This is a genomic window from Pseudomonas sp. CFBP 8771 (assembly GCF_014841695.1).
GTDB lineage: Bacteria > Pseudomonadota > Gammaproteobacteria > Pseudomonadales > Pseudomonadaceae > Aquipseudomonas > Aquipseudomonas baltica.
This window is the reverse complement of the sequence record NZ_JACYUJ010000003.1, coordinates 408480-433578: the sequence shown is the minus strand read 5'-3', so window position 1 is coordinate 433578 and position 25099 is coordinate 408480. Positions and strand designations below refer to the sequence as shown.

The following is a 25099-nucleotide window of genomic DNA, read 5'->3' as shown; positions in this document are numbered from 1 at the left end:
GCCATCGCGGCGGTTACTTTCCTCAATCAATTCAAGTACACAGAAGGATTTGGCAATGACTGATTCGCCGCGCATCGACGGCGCTTCCAAGGGAGCGAACCTGGTTCTGGTGGTGGAAGACGAAGCCGTGATTCGCGAATTCGTCTGCGAGCTGCTGACCGACGAGGGTTGGAAGACCGAGGGTGTCGAATCTGCGGATCATGCCCTCGCGTTTCTGAACCAGCATTCCAACGAAGTGGGTTTGTTGCTGACGGATATCCTGATGCCGGGCAGCATGAACGGCGCAGGCCTGGCCAACTATTCGGCGCAGACCTGGCCCGAGATTCCGATCATGATCATGTCGGGGCACGAAACACCGGAAAGCTCCGGCGTGACCATTCCCGTCAGCTTCGTGCGCAAGCCTTGGACCTTGGGCCAGTTGCTCGACGGTGTCGAGAAAGCCCTGGCCACCGTGCCGCGCGCTGTCAGCTAGGACAAGCGCCGCTGCCCTGCACCCATTGGCGAGCAGTCGTCGCGATCTGCTTCGCCAATTGATCGATCACGCGCTGGTGTGCCACCACCAGGCTGCTCAATTCCACTCCCGCCGTTTCGCGGATCTGACTCGCACAGGTCAGGGTACGGCGCGGCTGCGCACCCCCGCGCAGGCCCAGGCTCCACACCACGTCGACCAGCGCATATTGCCCCGGCAGCGAGTCGAAGCGCCGCACGTCGGTCTGCAACGACAGCACCGGGCGCTGCGCGTCCTTGGGTAGCCCGGCGAGGTCTCGCGTGCCCAGCTGGCGTTCGAGGCGATCGGTCAGGGCATCGTGAAACTCATCGGCCAACGGCGCGCTCCAACGATCGTTTTCCAGAATGGCGAGGTTGCCCTGATTCTGCCGCACCACCAGTTGGGGCTGATCGACCTGCACCGGCATCCGCACGCCCAGCATCTCGAATTGGAACGACGGCGCGGCCAGGCGGGCCGGGGTGCTTGGTGCGGTGTCCTGCAACGTGTAGTAGTGGGTGACCGGCGAGCTGCAGGCACTCAGGCCCAGGCTTGCGGCCAGCATCAGGGTGCGTTTGATCATGGTTGAGCTTCCGGTTGGATTTCACGTGAAGTATTGCTCGGGCTGCGGAAGGCGTCCGGCTCGCCCTGCTTGGTGCGGCCACGGATCAGCGCTTCCGGGTTGCGGCTGAGGAAGTCGGTCAGTACGCGCACCGAGCGCGCGGTGCGCTGAACTTCGTCCATGGCCTGGCTCAGCTGCTGGCGCTCCGGCGAGTCGTCGGCAAACGTCGAATTCGCCGCGGCGAGCGTCTTTTGAGTCTGTTGCAGGGTGCCGCGCATCTGCGGCAGCACCTCGGCATTGACCTGACGCAGGGTCTTCTGCATCTCGCTCAGGCTGCCATTGAGGTTGGTGGCGATCTCGTCGAGCGGCAGCTTGCTGATCTTGTCGACCACACCCTGCAGTTGTTCCTGAACCTTGTCCAGGCTGCCCGGCACCGTGGGAATGCGCAGCGGGCGAGCGGCCATGTCGAAGGCCACTGGCGTAGCATTGGGTATGAAGCTCAGCGAGATATACAACTGGCCGGTGATCAGGTTGGCGCTGCGAGCCTGGGCGCGCAGGCCCTGCTTGACGAAGGCCGACATCAGCTGGGCCGAACGTTCGTCGTCCTCGGTGCCCATCTGCTTGAGCAGCTTTTCGTGCGCCTTGCCCAGGCGATCCGGGTAGATCACCGCGCCGACCACGCTGGGAAAACTCTTGGTCTTGGCATCGTAGTCCAGGTTGACCGAGACCACCCGACCGATGTTGACGCCCATGAACTCCACCGGCGCGTTGACCGTGAGGCCGCGCAGCGACTGGTTGAAGTTCATGCTGATGTAGCGTGGATCACCGTCGGGCGGCGCCAGTGCGGTTTCCTGATCCCCGAACAGGTCGAAGCGCGAGCGTTCGGTGGCCGGCGTCGCGTTGGGGCTGTACTTGGGCTCGACGAAAGCGACACCGCCGGCAAGGATGGTCGACAGCGATTCGGTGTTCACCTTCAGGCCGCTGGCACCCACGGTCAGGTCGATGCCGCTGGCGTTCCAGAAGCGCGTGTCGGTGGTAACGAATTTGTCGTTGGGCGCATGCACGAAGATCTCCACGTCGACACCCTTGCCGTCCTCGGCCAGTTGGTACGACACCACCTGGCCGACTTCGATGCGGCGATAGTAGACCGGCGAGCCGATGTCCAGCGAACCCAGGTCCTCGGTGTGCAGGGTGAACCGCTTGCCTTGCTCGCCATAGGTGATCGGCGGTGGTGTTTCCTTGCCGACGAACTGCTTCTTGCGCTCCTCGGCGCTGCCCGCGTCGGCGCCGATGAAGGCACCGGAGAGCAGGGTGTCGACGCCGGAAATGCCATTGGCACCGATGCGCGGGCGCACCACCCAGAACACCGAGTCTTCGGCGGTGAAGCCTTCGGCGGACTTGTTCAGGTCAACCTTGGCCACCACATGGCTGCGATCGTCGCTGAGCGCGATGGCGGTCACCTGGCCGATCACCACGTTCTTGTATTTGACCTGGGTCTTGTTGGCTTCCAGGCCCATGGCGGTCTGGAAGCTGATCTCGATCTGCGGCCCGGCATTGAGGCCGTTGCTGATCAGCATCGAGGCGCCCACCACGGCGGCGATGATCGGCACGATCCACACCAGCGAGACATTGAAACGACGCGTCTTGACCGCCGGCGCAGCGGCAGGGGACGAGGGGGTGGAACCTGGACGATCAGACATCTTCAACCTCTACATCCCAGATGAGCCGGGGATCGAAACTCATGGCGGCAAGCATGGTGAGTACCACCACCAGACCGAAAAACACGATACCCAGCAATGGGTCGATGGAACTCAGCGAACGGAACTGCACCAGCGCGGCCACCAGCGCCACCACCAGCACGTCGAGCATCGACCAATAGCCGATCAACTCGATGAAGCGATACAGCCGGGCCCGCTCGCGCATGGCCCAGTGGCTCTTGCGCTGACAGGTTATCAGCAGCGTGCCCAGGATCATGAACTTCATGCAGGGCACCACCACGCTGGCGAAGAAGATCAGCACGGCGATGTCCCACGAGCCGCCGTGCCAGAACTCGATGACACCACTCATGATGGTGTTTTCGCTGGCATTGCCGAACATGTTGGTGCGCATCACCGGCAGCAGGTTGGCGGGGATGTACAGGATCAGGGCCGCGATCAGCAGCGCCCAGGTACGGGCAATGCTGTCGGGCTTGCGTGCGTGGACTGTGGAGTGGCAGCGTGGGCAGTGATGTTCACCTGTCTGGCAGATATGCCCACAGGTGTGGCACAGCACCAGGCCGACTTGTCGGGCGTAGACCGGCTCGCTCATCGCAGCTGTCCTTCCAGGTCATCCCAGAGCCGGCGGATGCCCTTGCCCGAAATCAGGATCAGCAGCACCGTGACCATGCCCAGCGCCCACAGGCCGACGCCAGGATGCACGTCGAGCATGCCGGCCAGCTTGATGATGGCGACCAGAATGCCCAACAGGCAGACTTCGAGCATGCTCCATGGGCGCAGGTGTTCGAGGGCTCGCATGCAGGTGCGAAAACCGGGCGCGGCGCGCCCTGCAGTGGCGAACCCGAGCAACCAGCACAGCAGGCAGATCTGCAACAGCGGGGCGAGGATGATGGTCAGCCCGGTGACGGCGGCCATGGGCGTGATGCGCCCTTGAGCCAACGCCTCGACCGAAGCGAGCAGGGTGGCCTGGTTGCTCAGGCCTTCCATGCTGATGCTGATCACCGGGAAGGCATTGGCCAGCATGAACAGCATGGCTGCAGTCAAGGCGAGGGCGAACAGCGCCTGGATGCTCAGGCGATGGCCACGCTCGAGCACCGCGCCACAGCGCGTGCATTCGGCTTTTTGGCCATGGGCCAACGTCACCGATTCGAACAGCGAATCGCAGTGTTCACAGATGATGCGGCGCGAAGACGTATTCATTCGACAATGGGCATGGGTGAAGGCCTGCGGACAAGGACGCGCATTTCCCCAGATTCGACACGACATGTCTAGTCCAGTGGCGCGGTGCCATGAGTATCTGAGTCATGATAGTGGTGTGCGTTCCGTCTGGCGATAGCCATGCGCGGCGGACCAGGGGCGAGCCGTGTTTTTCTCGCCTGCGCGTTGTCAGCACCAAATGGCATGACATCTGGAAATATCCTCGCTTGTGACGAGTATTCGCCCGCCTCGATACTTTCGGCACATCCGTCGTCGAGCATTGTCATGGCCCTGGACTACCGTCTCACCCCAGCCTTCGAAAACCCCACAGGCTCGGCCATACGCGAGCTGTTCAAGTACCTGTCGCTGCCGGGCATGATTTCCTTCGCCGGCGGCTATCCGGCCTCGACGTTCTTCGACCAGTCCGGCCTGCGTGACGCCGCAGAGCAGGCCATGCGCGAAACGCCCCTGGACTGCCTGCAATACGCCGCCACCGAAGGCCTGCCCGCTCTGCTCGAACAGCTGGCGGAGCTGATGCAGCGCCGCGGCGCCGCGGTGAAGACCGACGACATGGTGGTGACGACCGGCTCGCAGCAAGGCTTCGACTTGTTGCTCAAGGTGCTGCTGGTACCCGGCGCCACGGTGCTGGTGGAATGCCCGACCTATCCAGCAGCGCTGCAGGCGTTGCGCCTGGCCGGGGCGCAGGTGCTCAGCGCGGCGACCGATGCCGACGGCTTGGACACCGACGCGTTGGCGCAACAACTCGCCCAGCGTACGCCCGGCGATGTGGCCATGCTGTATTGCGTACCGACCTTCGCCAACCCTACCGGGGCCTGCCTGCCGTTGGCGCGACGCCTGGCGCTATTGAAGTTGGCGGTCGCGCACGATTTTCTGCTGGTCGAAGACGATCCCTACGGTGCGTTGCGTTTCGCCGGTGAGGACGTGCCGTCGCTGCTGGCACTGAGTCGCCAGGTCGAGGGCGCCGAGGGCCGGGTGATCCATCTGTCCAGTCTGTCCAAGGTGCTGGCGCCAGGGCTGCGCGTGGGCTGGATGGTGGCACCTGCGGCGATCCGCCAGCGCTGCCTGGTGGCCAAGCAGACCGTGGACCTGTGCACCTCGCCCTGGGCGCAGCGCATTGCGGCCAACTACCTTGCCGCGGGGGCATTGGAGCGGGCTTTGCCGAGCCTGGCCGAGGGCTACCGGAAGAAATGCGAGCGGATGCTGGCAGGGCTGCAGCCGATGGCCGAATACCTGGAGGTCAGCCCGCCTGCTGGGGGAATGTTCGTCTGGGGCCGATGCCGCCACGGGCTGGACGCCAAGGCGCTGCTGCCGCGCGCGATCGAGCAGAAGGTGCTGTTCGTGCCGGGCAGCGCGTTCTATGCTCACGACCCCGACCCAAGCAGCATTCGCCTGTCGTTCGCCGCGCCGGGGCTTGCCGACATCGACGAAGGCCTCGAGCGCCTGCGCCGCGCCTTCCTGTAGCAGCGGCGCAAGCCGCGTAACCGGCGCTGTGGTCTATCTGAAACAACACGTAGACGCCGGACGCGGCTCGCGCCGCTGCTACAGAGGTGCCGAGCCATGCGTGGCAAGAATTACCGTAAGGGATCCAGGGACAATGAATCGCGCTCCTCGAAGAAGAACTCGTCGCAGTTATTGCCAGGGCCTTTACGGTCCACCACCAGGAAGTCATCGCCATCGGCCAAGGCCAATATCGGGTGGTGCCAGACGCCCTGATGGTAGTTGATGCCCTGATGCCCGTCGCTACGAAAAGCTCGCACTGCTTCACTGTGCGGCACCTCACCGGCCGGGGCTACCACGATAAGAAACGCCTTGCCCTGCAACGGGATGAACGCCTGGCTGCCCAGCGGGTGGCGTTCCAGCATGCGCACGGTCAGCGGCATCGGCAGGGCCTGGGCGCGAAAGATGCTGATCACGGCCTGATCCTGCGCAGTGCCAAGCTGCACGTCGGCCAGGCGATCGAAGCGTTGCGTGGAGCCGTTGTTGATCAGGAAGTGCGCGCTGCCCTGGGTTTCGATGACGTCGCCGAAGAGGGCGAATGCGGCTTTGCTCAGGGGTTCGATGGTTAATGTACGCATGAAGGGCCTCGTCGTTGATTAACGCTGCCTGGGTGGTCGATCCACCTGGGCAGCCGAGCGGATGCCGAGCCGGCTACCTGGCCAGGGTACCCAGTACGCGCAGGCGGCTCACGCCTCCGTCGGGGAACACGTTCAGGCGGATATGGGTGATCGGCCCCAGCGCCTTGATCTGTTCGGCGAAGCTGTGTTCCTGGTGCATCTGCAGTTTCTGGCTGGGCAGCAGCTCGCGCCAGAACAGGCTCTGGGTCTCGATCTGGCTGTCGGTGCCACCTTTGACGAATGCGCCCTGGATCGAGCAGCTGTCGGGGTAGTTGCCTTTGAAGTGCAAGGTGTCGACCACCACCTGCGTCACCACCCCGGCGTGACCCAGGGCCACGATGACCCAGTCATTGCCCGGCGTGCGTCGGCGTGCGGTTTCCCAGCCATCACCCATGTTGACCCCGCGGCCGGGATTGAGCAGGTTGCTCATGCTGCCGTAGTGCTCGTCCGAACAGGCCAGCGCCCGTCCACCGTTGAGCGCGCTGGCAAGGTCCAGCGGCTCTTCGTCGCTGACGCTCGACCAACTGCGAAAGGGGATGCCGTATACGCGCAGGCGTGCGACGCCGCCGTCCGGGTAGATGTTGAAGCGCAGATGGCTGAACGCGCTGTCGTTGTCGATGCTGTGGTAGTGATGGCTGTTGCCCTGCAGTTCCACCGCGCCGAGGATCTCGACCCACTGCGTCTGGTCATCGGGCTCGCCTTCGCTGATGAAGCACGCTTCCAGCGACGCCGAGGGAGGGAAGTTGCCGGTGAAGAACGAGGTGTCGATGTCCACACCCTTGATCGAGCCCGGCGCGCCCAGGCGGATCACCGCCGTGTCATGGCCTTCGAAGCGCTTGCGCCGCGATTCCCAGCCATCCATCCACTTGCCGTTGTCGTCGAACACGCCTTCCTTCCACACCGCCGGGGTGGGCTGGAACAACCGGTTGACGTCGGCGAACCAATCATCGGTCACCGAAATGGCGCGGGTACCGAGGCGGGCATCCGCCAGGTTGACGTATTTCTGGAACGGTGCGGCGTAGGCTTTCATGAATGCGGGTCTGCCTTGAACGGTGGTGAGAGGAAAATCGCGGCGGGCGCGATGGCATGGCTGCAGCGGTTACAACGCTTGCAGACGAAACAGGGCGATCTTGTCGATTTCGCGCAATGCACAGCTGAATTCGTCTTCGGGAGAATGGCCGATACGCGTCTCGAAGGCCGCCAAGATCTGCTGCCGGTCGCTGCCCTTGACCGCCATGATGAACGGGAAGCCGAAGCGGGCACGATATGCATCGTTGAGCTCGGTGAAGCGCTGAAACTCCTCGGGGGTACATTGGCTGATGCCGGCACCGGCCTGCTCCTGGGTGCTGGCGGCGGTGAGCTGGCCCTGCACCGCAGCCTTGCCGGCCAGATCGGGGTGCGCATTGATCAATGCCATCAACCTGGCACGGTCGGCGTCGGCCACCACCTGGCTCATGCAGGCATGCACTGCCTCGATGTCGTCGCGGCGGTCCACCGGCAGGCGCTCGAAAGCCTGCTCGGCGATCCAGGGCGAGTGCTCGTAGATATCCCCGAACGCGGAGATGAAACCGGCGCGGCTTAGCCGTGAGGGTTGCAGGGTACGGAAGTGACTCATGGGCGAAGGCTGCCTGGGTAGGGGTGAACGGTCTGCCAGTGCCGGGCGATGTCCACGCGCCGTGCGCACCACACCTGCTCATGGCTTTGGACATAGTCAATGAAGCGCTTGAGCGATGCGAGGCGTCCGGGGCGGCCGATCAGGCGGCAGTGCAGGCCTACCGAGAGCATCTTCGGCGCGTCCGCGCCTTCGGCATACAGCACGTCGAAGGCGTCCTTGAGGTACTCGAAGAAGTCGTCGCCCTTGTTGAAACCCTGCACCTGGGTGAAACGCATGTCGTTGGTGTCCAGCGTGTAGGGGATCACCAGATGCCCATGGCGCGCATCGCTGCCCGGTTGCCAGTAGGGCAGGTCGTCGTCGTAGGCGTCGCTGTCGTAGAGAAAACCGCCTTCTTCCATGACCAGGCGCCGGGTATTGGGGCCGGTGCGACCGGTATACCAGCCCAGCGGTCGCTGGCCAGTGATATCGGTGAGGATGCGAATGGCTTCGCGCAGGTGCTCGCGCTCCTGCGCTTCATCGATGTTCTGGTAGTCGATCCAGCGATAGCCGTGGCTGCAGATTTCATGGCCATCGGCAACCATGGCCCGGATGGCCTCGGGGTGGCGCTGCGCCGCCATGGCCACGGCAAAGACCGTCAAGGGAATGCCGGCGTTGCGAAACAGCTTGAGCACGCGCCACACGCCGGCGCGGCTGCCGTACTCATAGAGCGATTCCATGCTCATGTTGCGCTGGCCCTGCAACGGCTGAGCCGCGACCATTTCCGACAGGAACGCCTCGGACTCGCTGTCGCCATGCAGCACGTTGCGTTCGCCGCCTTCTTCGTAGTTGAGCACGAACGACACTGCAAGGCGGGCGTGGCCCGGCCACTGCGGATGAGGGGGCGTGTCACCGTAGCCGATCAGGTCGCGGGGGTAGTCGGGGCTCACCGCAGGCTTCCTTCTGTGCGTGGCAGAACGGGCTCGACGACGCACCCGGGAAGGGCCCGCTTCGCGCTTGAATGGATTGTATACATCGGCATGGGCAATTTGTAAGCTCGCGTAACTGGCGGATAGATGGCTTCATCCTTGCAGAAGCACTTGCCCAGAGTCTTGCAAAAAACCTGCCCGGTCGGTCAGCAATAAGGATCTTCCGGCATTTTTGGTTCGGCTCCTTTGCAACGTGCCACGCGCCATGCCCCGTTTCGGCGCGAATAGTCCGTTCCCGCTCTACCACGGTGCGCGCTGAACGCACCCCTTCATCAGGTGAACATCGACCATGGGACGCTTGACCACACATGTATTGGACACCGCACATGGGTGCCCTGGTAACGCCATCCAAGTGCGCCTGTACCGGGTCGAGGGCGAGCAGCTGCAGCTGCTGGCAACGGCCGTGACCAATGCCGACGGGCGTTGCGACGTGCCGTTGCTCGAAGGCGAGCACTACCGTTCGGGCGTCTATCAGCTGCATTTTGCCGGAGGCGACTACTACCGTGCCCGTGGCACGCTCATGGCTGCGCCGGCTTTTCTCGACGAGATCGTGCTGCGCTTCGGCATCGACGCCACCCAGGCGCACTACCATGTGCCCCTGCTGCTTTCACCCTACAGCTACTCCACCTACCGCGGCAGCTGAGCGGCGTTGCTGCCGGGTGAGGGTGTGCTCAATCGAGCCCGAGCTTCTTGCGCATCGCAACGGTGATGCTCTGGCGGGTGGTGAAAAAATCCGCCCACGGATCGTCATCCATTTCTGCCAGGCGTTCGAGCACGCTGTCGATGTTCCAATGGTCGCCACCCTTGATATGTGCCACTTCGTCACGGGTGACCGGAACCGAAACCGGCAAGCCGTCACGCGCCCGTGCGGCGTAGGCGCAGGCCGTGGTCGCGCCGAGGCCATTGCGCAGGTAGTCGACGAAGATCTTTCCGACACGATTTTTCGGGCCGGACACGGCGCTGAAGCGCTCCGGCATCAGCCTGGCCATGTGCTCGACCACGGCGCGGCTGAACGCCTTGACCTCGTCCCAACCCAGCTTGCGGGTGATCGGCACCACCACGTGCATGCCTTTGCCGCCGCTGGTCTTGAGAAACGATGCGAGGCCCAGTTCGTCGAGCAGGGTCTGGGTCAATCGGGTGGCTTCGACCATGCTTTTCCAGGGCAGGGCTGGATCGGGGTCCAGGTCGAGCACGAACCGGTCCGGATGGTCGAAATCCTTGGTGGTCGCGTTCCAGGTGTGCAGCTCCAGCGTGCCCATCTGCACCGCGCCGAGCAGCGCCTGGCCGTCGTTGATGACCATGGCGGCCTGGCCTGCCTCTTTCTTGTCGAAGGTGACGATGTGCGGGATCGCCAGATGGCCTGCGTGCTTCTGGAAGAACAGTTCGCCGCCCACCCCGTCGGGCGCTCGTACCAGCGCCACCGGACGCTGCTTGAGGTGCGGCAGCAACCAGGGTGAAATGCGCCCGTAGTATTCGGCCAGTTGCATCTTGGTGGTACCGCTGGCGGCATCGATCACCCGTTCCGGGTGGGTGATGCGCACCTGACCGACCAAGTCTGCGTCGTCTGCCTGGGTAGCCGCCTTGCGAGGTGTCTTTTTCGGCTTCACGAGTCGAGGGGGGTCGCTGGCTTTCGCAGCCGGCTTGTCCGCAGTGATTTTCCTGGCGGGCTTGTCGCTGCGCAAACCATGGAAAACCGCATGGCGAACGGCACCGTCACGGGTCATTTCGGCATACGCCACTTCCGCCAGAAGCGTTGGCTGCAACCAGTGCACGCCACGCGCGTCGGCGCCTTTGGGCGGGTTGCCGAGCGCCGGCTCGTCGGTTTCCAGCGACTGCAGCTGCGCGTGCAGGCTTCGCAGCGTGGCTTCACTGAAGCCGGTGCCGACCTTGCCGGCAAAGCGCAACTCGCCGCTGTCGGCATCATGCAGGCCCAGCAGCAAGGCACCGAATGCGCTGCGGCTGCCCTTGGGCTCGGTGTAACCGACGATGACGAACTCCTGGCGCCGCTTGCACTTGAGCTTGATCCAGTCACTGCTGCGCCGCGAGACATAAGGGCTGCCGACACGCTTGCCGATCAGCCCCTCCATGTTCATCTGGCACGCGCTGGCGAGCAGGGATTCGGCCGAGTCGGCAAAGTCGTCGGAGAATTTCAGGGCATCGTCCTCGTTGGCTTCCAGTACCTTCGCCAAGGCACTGCGGCGCTGCTCGACAGGCACTTCGCGCAGGTCCATGCCGTTGAGGTAAGGCATGTCGAACAGGTAGAAGACGATGTCGCCGCTGTGTTGCTCTTCGAAGGCATTCTGCAGAGCCTGGAAATCCGGCACGCCTTGTCCGTTGGTCACGACCACTTCACCGTCCAGCCAGGCCGACTGCAAGCCCAGGGCCGCAAGTGCCTTGGCCTGGCGCGGCATCCTGGCGGTCCAGTCATGGCCGTTGCGCGTGAACAGGCTGACCTCGGCGTCTTCGATGCGCGCAACGATACGGTAACCGTCGAACTTGATCTCGTAGCGCCAGTCACCGTCCGGGGCGGTGTCCACCAAGGTCGCCAGCTCGGGCTTGAGGCTGGCCGGCAGCGCAGCGGCGCGTGCGCCTTGCAGCTGCACACCTTTGCCAGTGGCCCGGGGTTTGGCTGCCGGCTTGGCCACGGATTTGTCGGACGTCTTGGTCGATACTTTGCTTTTGCGCTTGCGCGGGACGAGGGTGCGCTCGCTGAGGACGCTGTCGGGCTGGGCCTCCAGCACATCGTATTCGGCCAAGGGACGCGCGGCCTCGTCCTTGGACTTTATCAGGAACCACTGCTCACGCTTGCCAGGCATGTGGGTCTTGACCAGGTTCCACGCGCCAGCCAGTTTCTCGCCCTGCAGCACGAACTTGAGCTTGCCCTTTTCATAGCCCTGGCGAGGGTCGCCCTCGGGGATCCAGGTGCCGCGGTCCCAGACGATCACGTCGCCGGCGCCGTAGTGCCCTTCGGGAATGTTGCCTTCGAAGCCGGCGTAATCCAGCGGGTGGTCTTCGACATGAACCGCCAGGCGTCGAGCCTTCGGGTCCAGCGACGGACCCTTGGGCACCGCCCAGCTTTTCAGAGTGCCATCGAGTTCCAGGCGAAAGTCATAATGCAAGTGGCTGGCGTCGTGCTTCTGGATGCAGAACTGCAGGGCCTGCGCGGCCTTGCCGCGCTTGCCGCTGCGTGCGCCGCCCGAAGGCTCCGGGGTGGCATCGAAGTCACGCTTGCGGTTGTACTCCTCCAATGCCTTGCTCATGGCGTTCCTCACTCATGATGCGCTGCAGCAGGATCAGCGCAGACAGAACAGCGCCACCTGCGGCGACTCACCGACCCATTGGTCGCTGACTTCCCAGCCGGCCGCGGCGGCCAGTTCGGTAAAGGATTGCACGGTGAACTTGTGCGAGTTCTCGGTGTGCAACCGTTCCCCCGCCTTGAAGGCGAACGTGCGTCCCGCCACACGAACCTGTTGCGCCCTGCGGCTGACCAGATGCATTTCGATCCGTTCGTAGTCGGGGTTCCATACCGCCAAATGGTCGAAGGCCTGTTCGTCGAAGTCGGCGTCGAGCTCGCGATTCATGCGCGTCAGCAGGTTTTTGTTGAAGCGTGCCGTAACCCCCGCAGCGTCATCGTAGGCAGCCTCCAGGGTGGCGATGTCCTTGACCATGTCGACCCCGATGACGAAACGCGCGTCGGGCCCCAGCAGCTCGCGGGCCGAACGCAGAAAACGCACGGCTTGCGGGCGGGTGAAGTTGCCCAGCGTCGAACCCGGGAAGAAGCCGACGCGCGGGTGGCCACGGGTTTCCTCCGGCAGGTGCAGGGCACGGGTGAAATCATCGACCAGCGGGGCGATGCGCAGGGCAGGGTAGCGCTGGCGCAGCTGGGCGCCGGCCCGTTCCAGCGCGTTGCTGCAGATATCGATCGGTACGTACAGGCCGATCTGCGGCACGGCATCCAGCAACAGACGTACCTTGTCGCAGGCACCGGCGCCGAATTCGACCAGCGCTGCATCTTCGGCGATCAGCGCAGCGAGCTGCGGCGCGATTTCGGTCAGCAGGGCAGTTTCCGCACGCGTTGGATAGTACTCGGGCAAGGTGCAGATGGCTTCGAACAGCTGCGAGCCTTGGGTATCGTAGAAATACTTGGGTGAAATCGACTTCTGTGGGGCTGACAGCCCGGTCACTGCATCGCGAGCGAACTCGTCGCTGCCATCGTTGCGGGCGCTGTACGGTGTCACGTCGCGCGCCAGGCGCAGGCTCGAGAACATCCAGCGGCAGGCCGGGCCGAAAAAGTTGCGATAGGTGGGGCGACTGTGGCCGACCGGGGTAATGCTGGCGCCGCCGCGCAGCACCATCTGGTTGATCATGAACTTGCCGTTGTATTCACCCACGGCGCTGACTGCCGGCTGAAAACCGGGGTAGGCGCTGTAGGCGCTCTGCGTCCATTGCCAGGCCACATCGTCGAGCTGTTGCAGCTGACCGGTGCCAGCGGCAATTTCCCATTCCGCTTCGGTGGGCAGGCGTGCGCCGGCCCATTGGGCGAAGGCTGCCGCCTCGTAGTAGCTGATGTGCACCACCGGGGCGTCGAGTTGCAGGGGTTGCAGTCCGCGCAGGCTCATCTCCTGCCAGTTGCCGGCGTTGTCCTGCTGCCAGTAGAACGGCGCATGCCAGCCTTCGCCCTGGACCGTCGCCCAGCCGTCCGCCAGCCACAGCCCCGCCTGGGTGTAGCCACCGGCTTCGACGAATTCCAGCCACTCGCCGTTGGTGACCAGGCGATCGGCGATTTCGAATGCCTGGGCAAATACCTTGTGCCGCGGGCCTTCGTTGTCGAAGGCGAAGCCATCGCCCGCGTGACCGATTTCCACCAGTCCGCCGGCATGCCCGACGAACCGGCCACGCTGGCCGGTTGCGTCGACGGGCCATGCCGGGTCGTAGGCAGGTTTGAGCGCCGACAGGCTGAACAAGTGCAGGATGTCCATCAGCAACAGCTCTTGATGCTGTTGCTCGTGGGACAGGCCCAGTTCGATCAGTGCGTAAATTTCCGGCGCAAGGTCGCCGCTCAACAGGTCTTGCATGTGCTGGTCGACATGGGCGCGGTAGGCGCGTACCCGGTCGAGCCCCGGACGGGTCATCAGGCCACGTTGTGGACGCGGCTGGCGCGGTCCGACGGCTTCGTAGTAGGAGTTGAAGAGGTAGCAGAAATCGGGATCGAAGGGCGTGTAGTGCGGCAGTTGCTCGGCCAGCAGAAACGTTTCGAAAAACCAGGTGGTATGCGCCAGGTGCCATTTGGCCGGACTCGCGTCGGGCATCGATTGTGCGCCCATGTCTTCGGCGCTGAGCGGGCTGGCCAGGTGTTCGCTGTGGCGACGCACCTGGTTGAAGCGTTGCAGCAGGTCGTGCAGGGGGATGACGGGCACGGCGTGCTGGGAAAGACTATTCATCAAGAGGCTGCTCCGACGGCTCCGTCGATGGCGACGATAAGAAACGGGCGCGGGAGCGCTTTTCTATCGCTTTCCGCACGAGCGCCGTTGAGCTTCAACGACGGGCTAAAGGGTGTGACTGTGCAACCCCCAGCAGGTTCGCCCGCTCATCGAAAACCCTTGGCCTGACGCATTGCGGCGCCTGCCGACGCGGCTCGCGCCGCTGCTACAGATGCTCGGACCGGCTCTGTGCGGCGCCTGCCGACGCGGCTCGCGCCGCTGCTACAGGTGCTCGGACCGGCTCTGTGCGGTGCCTGCCGACGCGGCTCGCACCGCTGCTACAGATGCTCGGGCCGGCTCTGTGCGACGCCTGTCGACGCGGCTCGCGCCGCTGCTACAGATGCTCGGACCGGCTCTGTGCGGTGTTCCCGGATGCAGCTTGCGATCTCTGTAGCAGCGGCGCGAGCCGCGTCCGGGGGCACTGCGGTTGTTCAGGCCGGAAGGCTGTTCCACAATGCATTGTCAACCAAGGAGTGACGATGAACGCTTTCGAAGACATGCGGCTTTTCGTTCAGGTGCTGGAATCGCGCAGCTTCACCGCTGCCGCCGAGCAACTGGGGATTTCCAAGCAGTACATCAGTCGGCGCTTGATGCAGCTGGAAAACCGTCTCGGCGCGCGCTTGCTCAATCGCTCCACCCGACGTCTCGACGTGACCGCCCTGGGCCAGAGCTACTACGACTCGGCCGTGCGCCTGCTGGCGGAAGTGGAACAGGTCGAGCAGGGCATAGCCGGGCAGGCTGCCGAACCCCGTGGCGTCTTGCGCGTGAGTGCGCCGCTGTCGTTCGCCATGGCGCAACTCAGCGCCCTGATGCCACGATTCCTCCAGCGCTACCCCCAGGTGCAGGTCGAAATAAACCTCAGCGACCGCCCGGTCGACCTGCTCGGCGAGGGCTACGACCTCGTCCTGCGCATCGGCATGCTGGAAGACTCATCGCTGATCGCGCGGCGCATTGCCTCCATCGCACGCGTCTACTGTGCCAGCCCTGGCTACCTTGCTGAACGCGGCATCCCGGCCACCCCGCAAGACCTGGCGGCCCACGACTGCTTGCCTTACGGTCACGCGCGGCAAGTACAGTGGCGCTTCCAGGTGGACGGCAAGCCGTTGGTGATCGGTGTGGGCGGGCGTCTGCGTGCCAACAACGGCGAACTGCTCTGCGAGGCTGCCGTGGCCGGCATGGGTATCGCCTACCTGCCTCGGTTCATCGTCCAGCAGGCAATCACATCGGGACAGTTGCAGACCGTACTCGATGACTTCATCACCGAGCCGCTAGCGTTGTCGGCGGTGTATCCGCAGCATCGACAGACATCGCGGCCGGTGCAGGTGTTGATCGAGTTCCTGCGCGAGCATCTGGGCAATCTCTGAGGCCCGCGTTGCACTTGTGCGCAGAATCAGACGTGGCTCAACGCGATACCGAATGAAACGACGATCATGCAGCACAGAGTCAGGTTGATATTCATCGGGACGAAATCCTTGGCGTGGTAAAGGCACCTATACTGCTGATCCCGCGCCCTGAAGAAAAATTCCGTTTTTCGATAGCCATCATCGACTTCCGTGATGCCGGTAACGGTTCAGCGCGTGCGCCGCGGCCGCGACACCACCGACTCGATGTTCTTGCGACCGATCAACCGGGTCTGCGGCGCAGATTCCTCGGCCAGCCACTTGTACATCACCAGGCAATCCACCAGCCCCTGTTGCGCATGCCGATAAGCCCGCGGCAGGCGCCCGACAGTTTCGAACCCCAGCTTGTGCCACAGGGCCACTGCCACTTCGTTACTGGCTACCACCGAGTTGAACTGCATGGCCAGGAAGCCACTGTCACGGGCCACTTGCTGCGAGTGCTCGCACATCATTCGCGCCACACCACGGCCGCGCGCCGCCTCGGTGACCATGTAGCCGCAGTTGCACACATGATTGCCGGGGCCTGCGGCATTGGCCTTGAGGTAGTAGCTGCCCAACAGCTGGCCTTGTTCATCCTCGGCAACGAAGGTATGCAGGGGCAGTTGCAGCCAGGTGTGCTCGGCGGCCTCGCGGGTCATGGCCGGATCGTAGGCGTAGGTCTGCTGACCCTGGACCACCGCGTTGAAGGTGGGCCAGAAACGTTCGAAATCGGAGGGGGTCATGGGGCGGATGGTGATCATGGGGCGCTCGCTGCGGATCGGGGTCGGCCCACCGGCGGCAGTTGCCAGGCAGAAATGCCCGACAGCGACCCCCAAGGTGCCTGGATGGCGCCTATCCTACCATCGGCCGGCGACGTTGTTCCCGCGTGACGGCGGCCGTTCCCGGGCTACAGGCGTGCCAGCGTGTCCGGCTGCCAGCCACCGCCCAGTGCCTTGTAGATCGCCACGATGCCGCGATACAGCTCGGTTTCGCCCTGGGCCTGGGCGTCTTCGGCGCTCAAGCGCTCGCGCTCGGCATCGAGCAGCACCAGGTAATCGGCCGTGCCTTCGCGGTACTGGATCGACGCCAGCGCCGCCGCGGCGCGGCTGGAATCGCTCTGGCGCATCAAGGCCTGCAGACGCTGCTGGCGCTTGCCGTAGTCACTGAAGGCGTTTTCCGATTCCTCCAGCGCCAGCAACACATCCTGCTCGTAGCTGGCCAGCGCGCCCTCTGCATCGGCGTTGGCTGCGCGAATCTGCGCGCGCACGCTGCCCAGATCGAAAGCCGCCCAGGTGATGCTCGGCCCCAGGCCCCAGGCATTGGCTGCCGACGAACCGATCTGCGAACCACGCGCTGCGGTGAACCCAAGGAAACCAGTGAGGGTGACCCGTGGGAACAGATCGGCGGTGGCCACGCCGATCTGTGCGGTGGCGGCTGCCAGTCGGCGTTCGGCACTGCGAATGTCCGGACGACGGCGCAGCAACTGGGTCGGATCACCGATCGGCAGCGCCTTGGCAATGGCCGGCAGCTGCGCCGGGCTCAGATCGACGCTGAGTTGATCGGGGCGCTGGCCGAGCAGGGTGGCGATGCGGTTGCGTGCCCGCACCTGCTCGGCCTGCAGCTGCGGCACGGTCGCTTCGACCGAGGCCAGGCGTGCATCGGCACGCACCACGTCCAGTTGATTGCCGACGCCGGCTTCCTCCAGGCTGCGGGTGATGCCGCGCGAATCCTGCTGGTTCTTCAGGTTGGCCAGGGCGATCTTCTCGCGCAACTGAGCGCCGCGCAGTTGTCCGTAGGCATCCACCAGGTCCGCGATCAACGTGACCTGCAACTGCTGCAGGTTGGCCGCGGCTTCACCCTGCTGGGCGTCACTGACTTCCAACTGACGCTGGATGCGCCCGAACAAATCGACTTCCCAGGCCATGTCCAGGCCCAGGTCGTAGCGCTCGGTATTGACCCGGTCGTTGGTCTGGCCAGGTATCTGGCTCTTGCCGATCTCGCTGCTGGCGCGGCTGGTCACCACCGGGAAGCGATCGTTGGCCACGTCGTCGCGGATCGCCCGAGATGCCTTGAGGCGGGCGAAGGCCACGCGCAGCTCGCGGTTGCCCTGCAGCGATTCGTTGACCAGCCGATTGAGCGTCGGGTCGTCGAATTGCTGCCACCACACCGCATCGAACTGCTCGGCGCGGTAGTAACGAGCATCTTGCGCAGCCGCCACGGTCGCATCCAACGCCTGCGGCGCGCGGTAGTCAGGGCCCACCGCGCACGCGGCCAGGGCCATCACCAGCAGGCTGGGCAGAAGGGGTTTCAAGCGGTTCATGGTTGTACCTCAAGCTTGAGCGCGCGGTCCGCCTTGCGGGCCTGGCGACGCTCGACATGGCGACGGATCAGCACGAAGAACACCGGGGTCAGCAGCAGGCCGAAGAAAGTCACCCCCAGCATGCCGGAGAACACTGCCACGCCCATGGCATGGCGCATCTCGGCACCTGCGCCGGACGACAGCACCAGCGGCACCACGCCCATGATGAACGCGAACGAGGTCATCAGGATCGGCCGTAGCCGCAAGCGGCATGCCTCCAGCACGGCGGCCAGCGGGTCGAGGCCTTCCTCCTGCTTGTCCTTGGCGAATTCGACGATCAGGATCGCGTTCTTGCACGCCAGTCCGACCAGCACGATCAGGCCGATCTGGGTGAAGATATTGTTGTCGCTGCCCGCGATCATCACCCCGGCAATCGCCGAGAGCAGGGTCATGGGCACGATCAGGATCACCGCCAGCGGCAGGCTCCAGCTTTCGTACTGCGCCGCCAGCACCAGGAAGGCCAGCAGCACGCACAGCGGGAACACGAACAGGGCGGTGTTGCCTGCCAGAATCTGCTGGTAGGTCAGCTCGGTCCATTCGTAGGCCATGCCGTTGGGCAGTTCGTCCTTGAGCAGCTTCTCCACCGCCGCCTGGGCCTGGCCCGAACTGTAGCCGGGTGCAGCCGCGCCGTTGATTTCCGCCGTGACGAAGCCGTTGTAGTGCATCACGCGATCAGGCCCTGCGGTGTCGCTGACCTTGATGAACGTGGCCAGCGGGATCATCTCGCCGCGATCGTTGCGCACCTTGAGCTGGCCGATCTGCTCGGCCTCCAGGCGGAACTGCTGCTCGGCCTGGACGTTGACCTGATAGGTGCGCCCGAAGCGGTTGAAGTCGTTGGCGTACAGCGAGCCCAGGTACACCTGCAGGGTGTCGAAGATATCGCTGATGGCCACGCCATGGGTCTTGGCCTTCTCCCGATCGATCGAGGCATCCACCTGCGGCACGTTCACTGTGTAGCTGGTGAACAGCCCGGCCAGTTCCGGCACGCTGCGGCTCTTGGCGATGATGTTCTGGGTCTGCTTGTACAACTCGTCATAGCCCAGGTTGCCGCGATCCTGAACCTGCAGGCGGAAACCACCGATGGTGCCCAGGCCCATCACCGGCGGCGGTGGAAAGATCGCCATGTAGGCGTCCTGGATACCGGCGAACTTGCCGTTGAGCTCGGCGGCGATGGCGTTGGCCGACAGGCTGGCGTCCTTGCGCTGATCGAAGTCCTTGAGCGCGACGAACACGATGCCGTTGTTCGGGCTGTTGGTGAAGCCGTTGATCGACAGGCCGGGGAAGGCGATGGCGTTCTCTACGCCTGGCTGCTTCAAGGCGATGTCCGACATGCGCTTGATCACATCTTCGGTGCGGTCCAGGCTGGCGGCGTCCGGCAACTGCGCGAACGCCACCAGGTACTGCTTGTCCTGGGAAGGCACGAAACCGGTTGGGGTGTTGGCGAAACCGAACCAGGTCAGCACCATGAACCCTGCATACACCAGCATGGCGATACCGCTGCTGCGGATCACCCGCGCCACGGTGCCGACATAGCCATGGCTGGCCTTTTCGAAGAAGCGGTTGAACGGCCGGAACAGCCAGCCGCCGAGCAGTTTGTCGAGCAGCCGGGAGAAGCGGTCCTTGGGTGCGTCGTGTGCCCTGAGCAGCACGGCCGCCAGCGCCGGCGACAGGGTCAACGAGTTGAACGCCGAAATGACAGTGGAAATGGCGATGGTCAGGGCGAACTGCTTGTAGAACTGCCCGGTGAGCCCGGAGATGAACGCTGCCGGCACGAACACCGCACACAGCACCAGCGCAGTGGCGATGATCGGCCCGGTCACTTCGCGCATGGCCCGCTCGGTGGCGGCCACCGGTTCCAGCCCCAGCTCGATGTTGCGCTCGACGTTCTCTACCACCACGATGGCGTCGTCCACGACGATACCGATGGCCAGCACCAGTCCGAACAGCGACAACGCGTTGAGCGAAAAGCCGAACATGTGCATGACGGCGAAGGTGCCGATCAGCGACACCGGCACGGCCACCAGCGGAATGATCGAGGCGCGCCAGGTCTGCAGGAACAGGATCACCACCAGCACGACCAGGATCAGCGCTTCGAACAAGGTGTGTACCACCGCCTCGATCGAGCCGCGCACGAAGATGGTCGGGTCGTAGACGATGCTGTAGTCCATGCCTTCAGGGAACGACTGCTTGAGTTCGGCCATTTTCGCCCGAACCTGATTGGACACGTCGATGGCGTTGGAACCGGGGCGCTGGAAAATCGGCAGGGCCACCGCCGGTTGGTTGTTCAGCAGCGAGCGCAACGCGTATTGGCTGGAACCCAGCTCCACGCGGGCAATGTCCTTGAGTCGGGTGATTTCGCCGTCGGCGGCGGCGCGCACGACGATGTTCTCGAATTCTTCCTCGGTGACCAGGCGGCCTTGGGTGTTGACCGACATCTGGAAACTGGTGGCGTTGGGCGCAGGCGGCGCGCCCAGCTGGCCAGCGGCAACCTGACGGTTCTGCTCACGAATGGCGGTGACCACGTCGGTGGCCGTCAGGTTGCGCGAAGCGGTCTTGTTCGGGTCAAGCCAGACCCGCAGCGAGTAGTCGCCCATGCCGAACAACTGCACGTCGCCAATGCCATTGAGCCTGGCCAGTTCGTCCTTGATGTTCAAGGTCGCGTAGTTGGACAGGTAGAGCATGTCGTAGCGCTGGTCGGGTGAGGTCAGGTGGACCACCATGGTCAAGTCCGGTGAGGCCTTGTCCACGGTAATGCCGATCCGCGTGACTTCTTCGGGCAGCTTGGGTTGGGTGCGCGTCACTCGGTTCTGCACCTGCACCTGGGCATTGTCCAGATCGGTGCCCAAAGCGAAGGTCAGGGTCAGGGTCAGCTTGCCGTCGGCGGTAGACTGCGAGGACATGTACAGCATGTTCTCGACACCGGTGATGGCCTGCTCGAGCGGCGCGGCCACGGTTTCACCGATGACCTTGGGGTTGGCGCCGGGGAAGCTGGCACGCACCACCACGGTCGGCGGGACCACTTCGGGGTACTCGCTGATCGGCAGCTGGAACAGCGAGATGGCGCCGGCGATCAGAATGATCAGCGACAGCACGGCGGCGAAGATCGGCCGCTTGATGAAGAATTGAGAGAAGTTCATCGCAGTGATCTCTTAACCGCGTGGAGTCGAAACGCTGGCAACCTTGACCGCAGCAGCGGGCGTGTTGCTGGCTTCAAGGGCATGGCGCTGTTCGGCCAGGGCGGCGAGGGTGGCAGGGCTGGCCATCTGGGCGACTTCGGGATCGACCTGGGAACCGGGACGAACCCGCTGCAGGCCATTGATGACGATGCGCTCATCCTTGCTCAGGCCACTGCGCACGATGCGCAGGCCCTCCAGCTTGGGGCCCAACTCGATGCTGCGGTAGGCGGCCTTGTTGTCCTGGTCCATCACCAGCACGAACTTCTTGCCCAGGTCGGTGCCCACCGCTTCGTCCTTGATCAGCACTGCCGAATAGGTGGCGCTGCCCACCAGTTTCAGCCGTGCGTACAGGCCGGGGGTGAAGCTGCCGTCCTTGTTGTCGAACACGGCGCGACCGCGGATGGTGCCGGTCTTGGGATTGACCTGGTTGTCGACGAAATTCATGTGCCCCAGGTGCGGGTTGCCCGCCTCGTTGGACAGCCCCAGATACACCGGGGTGGTCTGGCCGCGCTGGCCCTGGCGGGCGAGCTGGGTGTACTTGAGGTATACGCGCTCGTCGGCATCGAAGTAGGCATACACCTTGTCGGTAGAGACCACGCTGGTCAGCGGCGTCACGTCGGCGCTGACGATGTTGCCTGCGGTTATTTCGGCACGGCTGACGCGCCCGGAAATCGGCGCCGTGACGCGGGTGAAGCTCAGGTTCAGCCGGGCCAGGTCAAGCTGTGCCTGGATGCCGGCGAGCGCGGCGCGCGACTCTTGCGCCGCGGTGGCACGGGTCTCGGCCAGCTCGGCGGAAATGGCGTTGCTCGCCTGCAGGCGCTGTCCACGCTGCGCTTCGTTGTCGCTGCGTGCGGAGCTGGCACGGGCCTGTTGAAGTTGCGCTTCCAGGCGCCGCACTTCGGCCTGGAAAGGCCGCGGATCAATCTGGAACAGCAGGTCGCCCTTGTTCACCAGGGCGCCCTCGGTGAAGGCTACCTGGTCAATCTGGCCCGACACGCGTGGGCGAATCTCGACGGTTTCCGGTGCTTCCAGGCGCCCGGTGAACTCGTCCCATTCATTGACCGGCTGTTCCAGCACCTGGGCCACGGTAACCTTGGGTGCAGCAGGCGCCTGAGCGACATCGGGTGTTTTTCCGCAAGCGGCGATGACCATCAGCGCAAGGGCCGCCAACGGAAAACGCAACGGAGTGAGTGACTGGTGCATGTGCAGATCCGCCAAGTGAAGTAAGGGAGCATCAACGATGGGCGGATCATGCGGCGCAGACGGGACAATCGACGAATCGAATGGTTCGAAGGTAACTATCATTGCGAATGATGAACATCACTGGAAGTGCTTGATTTTCCGGAAAAATACAAAGCTAGCTAACGATTTTTACAGGCCAGCACATGACGGCAGGGCACAGCCCCAAGGCACAGCCGTACAAGCCTTGAAATACTTTCCCGCTGTAGGAATCAGTACGCCGGGCGGTAGGATCAGACTCCGAAACTACTCAAGACCTCTATGAATCCCGTCACGGAACCTCCCAGTCCCGCGCTTCATGCAACATCCTCCTTCTGCCTGATGAGTGCCCTTCCATGGAATGGCTAGCCGACCCCACGGCCTGGCTAGGCCTGGCGACCCTGATCGTCCTGGAACTGGTACTGGGCATCGACAATCTGGTATTCATCGCGATTCTCGCCGACAAGCTGCCCCCGCATCAGCGTGATCGCGCGCGGGTGATCGGCCTGTCGCTGGCGTTGATCATGCGCCTGGGCCTGCTGGCCAGCATTTCCTGGATGGTGACGCTGACCGAGCCGCTGTTCGAGGTGTTCGGCAAATCGTTCTCCGGGCGCGACCTGATCATGCTGTTCGGCGGTATCTTCCTGCTGTTCAAGGCGACCATGGAGTTGCATGAAAGGCTCGAAGGCCATGTCGCGCAGCGGGCTGGCGTCAAGACCTACGCCCTGTTCTGGCCAATCGTCGCGCAGATCGTCGTGCTGGACGCTGTGTTCTCCCTGGATGCGGTGATCACCGCCGTGGGCATGGTGGACGAATTGTCGATCATGATGATCGCGGTGATCTTCTCCATCGGCCTGATGATCATCGCCAGCAAGCCGTTGACGCGCTTCGTCAACAGCCACCCGACCGTGATCATGCTGTGCCTGGGCTTCCTGATGATGATCGGCTTCGCCCTGACCGCCGAAGGCCTGGGCTTCCACATCCCCAAGGGTTATCTGTACGCCGCGATCGGTTTCTCGATTCTCATCGAGGTGTTCAACCAGATCGCTCGGGCACGGCGCAAGCACAAGCATCAGGACCGGCCAATGCGCGAGCGTACCGCCCACGCCGTGCTGCGCCTGCTGGGTGGCCGGCGTCCGGCCAGCGAAGCCATGGACGAGGAAATCGAAGACCTGGTGGGCCAGGAGCAGAGCGAAGCGCTGTTCGATCGACGTGAGCGGGTGATGATCAGCGGGGTGTTGAACCTGGCCGAAAAACCCATCCGCAGCATCATGACCGTGCGTGCCCAGGTCGATTGCCTGGACTTGGGTGCGTCGCGCGAAGTCACCGAGCAGACCTTGATGCAGTCGTCCTACTCACGCCTGCCATTGATTGCACAAGGCCAGGTGGACGAGCCTCTGGGTTTCGTGCACAAGAAGGAGTTGCTCAAGCAACTGCTGGCGGGCGACGCACCGGACCTAGCCAGCCTGGCGCGCCAGCCGATCAACCTGCTCGAAACCTTCAGCATTCTCAACGCCCTGGAGCAGATGCGTGCGCAGTCCACGCACATTGCCTTCGTGGTCAACGAGTTCGGTGGCTTCATCGGCATTCTGACCATGACCGACATTCTCGAGTCGATTGCCGGCGAGCTGCCCGACGCCAGCGAAGTGCAGGCCCCCGATATCGTCGAGCAGGAAGAGGGCTATCGCGTGAGTGCAGCGTTGGACCTCAAGCAGCTGCAGACGCGCATCGGCTTCGATGCGGCGCCCACCAATGACTATCAGACCCTGGCGGGCATGGTCATGAGCCTGCTCGATCGTTTGCCCAAGCAAGGCGACACGCTGCAATGGGAACAGTGGAGCCTGACCGTGCTGACGGTGGAGGAGCGCCGGGTCAAGCAAGTCCTCCTGCGCAAGCAAGCCCTGCAGGTGTAGCGAAACCGCGCGCAATCACACTGCGCGACGCGAGCGCGCCAGATGCTTGGCGCCCTCGAACATCAGCACCAGCACCGCCAGCCAGATCGGCAAGTAGGTCAGCCACTGGTCTGGCGCGATGCTCTCGCCCAGCAACAAGGCCACACCCACCAACAGCACCGGCTCGACGTAGCTGAGCAGCCCGAACAGGCTGAACGGCAGCAGGCGGCTGGCCATTACGTAGCAGATCAATGCCGATGCACTGATGACGCCAAGAATCGGTATCAGTGCGTACAGCAGCGGTCGCGCCTCCATGTCTGCCGGTGACAGCTGGCCTTGCACGATGAACAGCAGTGCGGCCGGCAGCATCAGGCACATGTCCGTCCACAAACCGCCCAGGTGATCATTGCCGCACGCGCGACGCAATACGAAATACACCGGATAGCCGGCAGCCACGAGCAACGTTTCCCAGGCGAAGCTGCCGTGCTGGAACAGCTCGTGGCCTACACCGCAGCCGGCGCAGAGCACCGCCAGCTTCTGCAGGTGCGAGAGCTGTTCGCCGTACACCAGCCGTCCGGTCAGGACCATGGTCAGCGGCAGCAGGAAATAGCCCATCGACACTTCCAGGCTGCGCCCGTGCAGCGGCGCCCAAAGGAACAGCCACAGCTGCACACCCATCAGCGCCGAGGTGCCCATCGAGCCGAGCAGCAGCACCGGGCGCTGGGCAATGTTGCGCCACACCCTGGCGACCAGATGCAGATCGGCACTGAACCACATGAACAGGGTCACGCATGGCAAGGTCAGCAGCATGCGCCAGCCAAACATCTCTTCGCCGCTCAGAGGGGCCAGCAGCGAAGTATAGAAATACATCACGGCGAACAGAATGGACGCTGTGACGGACGTGATGATGCCTTTGGACACG

At 63.8% G+C, this 25099-nt stretch carries 20 protein-coding genes; 5 read left to right on the top strand and 15 right to left on the bottom strand.

What is annotated here, in order from left to right; all coding sequences use genetic code 11:
- Positions 1 to 55: 55 nt before the first annotated feature.
- Positions 56 to 472, top strand: coding sequence for a response regulator (locus tag IFT80_RS09515; RefSeq protein WP_122477379.1), 417 nt, complete (start codon positions 56 to 58; stop codon positions 470 to 472).
- Here the strand turns inward: IFT80_RS09515 and IFT80_RS09510 are convergent.
- The 4 genes from IFT80_RS09510 to IFT80_RS09495 are packed head-to-tail and all read right to left on the bottom strand — an operon-like array spanning position 465 to position 3961.
- On the bottom strand, positions 465 to 1067 hold the full coding sequence (locus IFT80_RS09510; RefSeq protein ID WP_192055564.1) for a PqiC family protein: 603 nt from the start codon (positions 1065 to 1067) through the stop codon (positions 465 to 467). The genes IFT80_RS09515 and IFT80_RS09510 overlap by 8 nt on opposite strands.
- The gene (locus tag IFT80_RS09505) at positions 1064 to 2746 is read right to left on the bottom strand and encodes a PqiB family protein (protein ID WP_192103284.1); all 1683 of its coding nucleotides are present in this window, start codon (positions 2744 to 2746) and stop codon (positions 1064 to 1066) included. The genes IFT80_RS09510 and IFT80_RS09505 overlap by 4 nt, the downstream gene beginning before the upstream one ends.
- Positions 2739 to 3353: a paraquat-inducible protein A gene (locus tag IFT80_RS09500; protein WP_192059842.1), complete on the bottom strand. Its 615-nt coding sequence runs from the start codon at positions 3351 to 3353 to the stop codon at positions 2739 to 2741. Before IFT80_RS09500 ends, IFT80_RS09505 begins: the two co-directional genes overlap by 8 nt.
- Entirely contained in the window at positions 3350 to 3961 is a 612-nt protein-coding gene (locus tag IFT80_RS09495) for a paraquat-inducible protein A (protein ID WP_185794136.1), read from the bottom strand. Before IFT80_RS09495 ends, IFT80_RS09500 begins: the two co-directional genes overlap by 4 nt.
- Before the next feature lie 282 nt (positions 3962 to 4243).
- On the opposite strand from IFT80_RS09495, the gene IFT80_RS09490 reads away from it, so the two are divergent.
- A complete protein-coding gene (locus IFT80_RS09490) occupies positions 4244 to 5440 on the top strand; it encodes an aminotransferase-like domain-containing protein (protein ID WP_192137427.1) in 1197 nt (398 codons plus the stop codon).
- A gap of 110 nt (positions 5441 to 5550) precedes the next feature.
- Here the strand turns inward: IFT80_RS09490 and IFT80_RS09485 are convergent, their stop codons facing one another.
- The 4 genes from IFT80_RS09485 to puuE form a co-directional block, all read right to left on the bottom strand.
- Positions 5551 to 6054, bottom strand: a complete 504-nt coding sequence (locus tag IFT80_RS09485; protein WP_192103286.1) for an ureidoglycolate lyase — start codon at positions 6052 to 6054, stop codon at positions 5551 to 5553.
- 73 nt (positions 6055 to 6127) lie between these two features.
- Positions 6128 to 7123, bottom strand: a complete 996-nt coding sequence (alc, locus tag IFT80_RS09480; protein WP_122477391.1) for an allantoicase — start codon at positions 7121 to 7123, stop codon at positions 6128 to 6130.
- Between the two features lie 69 nt (positions 7124 to 7192).
- Positions 7193 to 7708, bottom strand: coding sequence for a 2-oxo-4-hydroxy-4-carboxy-5-ureidoimidazoline decarboxylase (gene uraD / locus IFT80_RS09475; protein ID WP_192103290.1), 516 nt, complete (start codon positions 7706 to 7708; stop codon positions 7193 to 7195).
- A complete protein-coding gene (gene puuE, locus IFT80_RS09470; protein ID WP_192055561.1) occupies positions 7705 to 8634 on the bottom strand; it encodes an allantoinase PuuE in 930 nt (309 codons plus the stop codon). Before puuE ends, uraD begins: the two co-directional genes overlap by 4 nt.
- Before the next feature lie 328 nt (positions 8635 to 8962).
- Here puuE and uraH point away from each other — a divergent pair, with 328 nt between their 5' ends.
- A complete protein-coding gene (gene uraH, locus IFT80_RS09465) occupies positions 8963 to 9316 on the top strand; it encodes a hydroxyisourate hydrolase (RefSeq protein WP_122477396.1) in 354 nt (117 codons plus the stop codon).
- 28 nt (positions 9317 to 9344) lie between these two features.
- Here the strand turns inward: uraH and ligD are convergent, their stop codons facing one another.
- Together ligD and egtB are read right to left on the bottom strand one after the other, a co-directional pair.
- A complete protein-coding gene (ligD, locus tag IFT80_RS09460) occupies positions 9345 to 11933 on the bottom strand; it encodes a DNA ligase D (protein ID WP_192137426.1) in 2589 nt (862 codons plus the stop codon).
- A 33-nt stretch (positions 11934 to 11966) separates the two neighbouring features.
- Positions 11967 to 14114 (bottom strand): ergothioneine biosynthesis protein EgtB, encoded by a 2148-nt coding sequence (gene egtB / locus IFT80_RS09455; protein ID WP_192137424.1) that lies wholly within the window; start codon positions 14112 to 14114, stop codon positions 11967 to 11969.
- Positions 14115 to 14632: 518 nt separating this feature from the next.
- Here egtB and IFT80_RS09450 point away from each other — a divergent pair.
- On the top strand, positions 14633 to 15517 hold the full coding sequence (locus tag IFT80_RS09450) for a LysR family transcriptional regulator (protein ID WP_192137422.1): 885 nt from the start codon (positions 14633 to 14635) through the stop codon (positions 15515 to 15517).
- 206 nt (positions 15518 to 15723) lie between these two features.
- Here IFT80_RS09450 and IFT80_RS09445 read toward each other — a convergent pair whose 3' ends face one another.
- From IFT80_RS09445 to mexE, 4 genes are all read right to left on the bottom strand, one after another.
- Positions 15724 to 16293 (bottom strand): GNAT family N-acetyltransferase, encoded by a 570-nt coding sequence (locus IFT80_RS09445; RefSeq protein ID WP_192059829.1) that lies wholly within the window; start codon positions 16291 to 16293, stop codon positions 15724 to 15726.
- Between the two features lie 146 nt (positions 16294 to 16439).
- On the bottom strand, positions 16440 to 17852 hold the full coding sequence (locus IFT80_RS09440) for an efflux transporter outer membrane subunit (protein WP_192137420.1): 1413 nt from the start codon (positions 17850 to 17852) through the stop codon (positions 16440 to 16442).
- Entirely contained in the window at positions 17849 to 21028 is a 3180-nt protein-coding gene (locus IFT80_RS09435; protein WP_192137418.1) for an efflux RND transporter permease subunit, read from the bottom strand. The genes IFT80_RS09440 and IFT80_RS09435 overlap by 4 nt, the downstream gene beginning before the upstream one ends.
- A gap of 12 nt (positions 21029 to 21040) precedes the next feature.
- Positions 21041 to 22270 carry a multidrug efflux RND transporter periplasmic adaptor subunit MexE gene (gene mexE, locus IFT80_RS09430; protein ID WP_192059827.1) on the bottom strand — a complete coding sequence of 410 codons (1230 nt, stop codon included), beginning with the start codon at positions 22268 to 22270 and terminating at the stop codon, positions 21041 to 21043.
- Positions 22271 to 22641: 371 nt separating this feature from the next.
- On the opposite strand from mexE, the gene IFT80_RS09425 reads away from it, so the two are divergent.
- Complete coding sequence (locus IFT80_RS09425) at positions 22642 to 24198, top strand: TerC family protein (protein ID WP_185793058.1); 1557 nt, start codon at positions 22642 to 22644, stop codon at positions 24196 to 24198.
- Between the two features lie 15 nt (positions 24199 to 24213).
- Here IFT80_RS09425 and rarD read toward each other — a convergent pair whose 3' ends face one another.
- Positions 24214 to 25098 (bottom strand): EamA family transporter RarD, encoded by an 885-nt coding sequence (rarD, locus tag IFT80_RS09420; RefSeq protein ID WP_192137416.1) that lies wholly within the window; start codon positions 25096 to 25098, stop codon positions 24214 to 24216.
- Position 25099 lies beyond the last annotated feature (1 nt).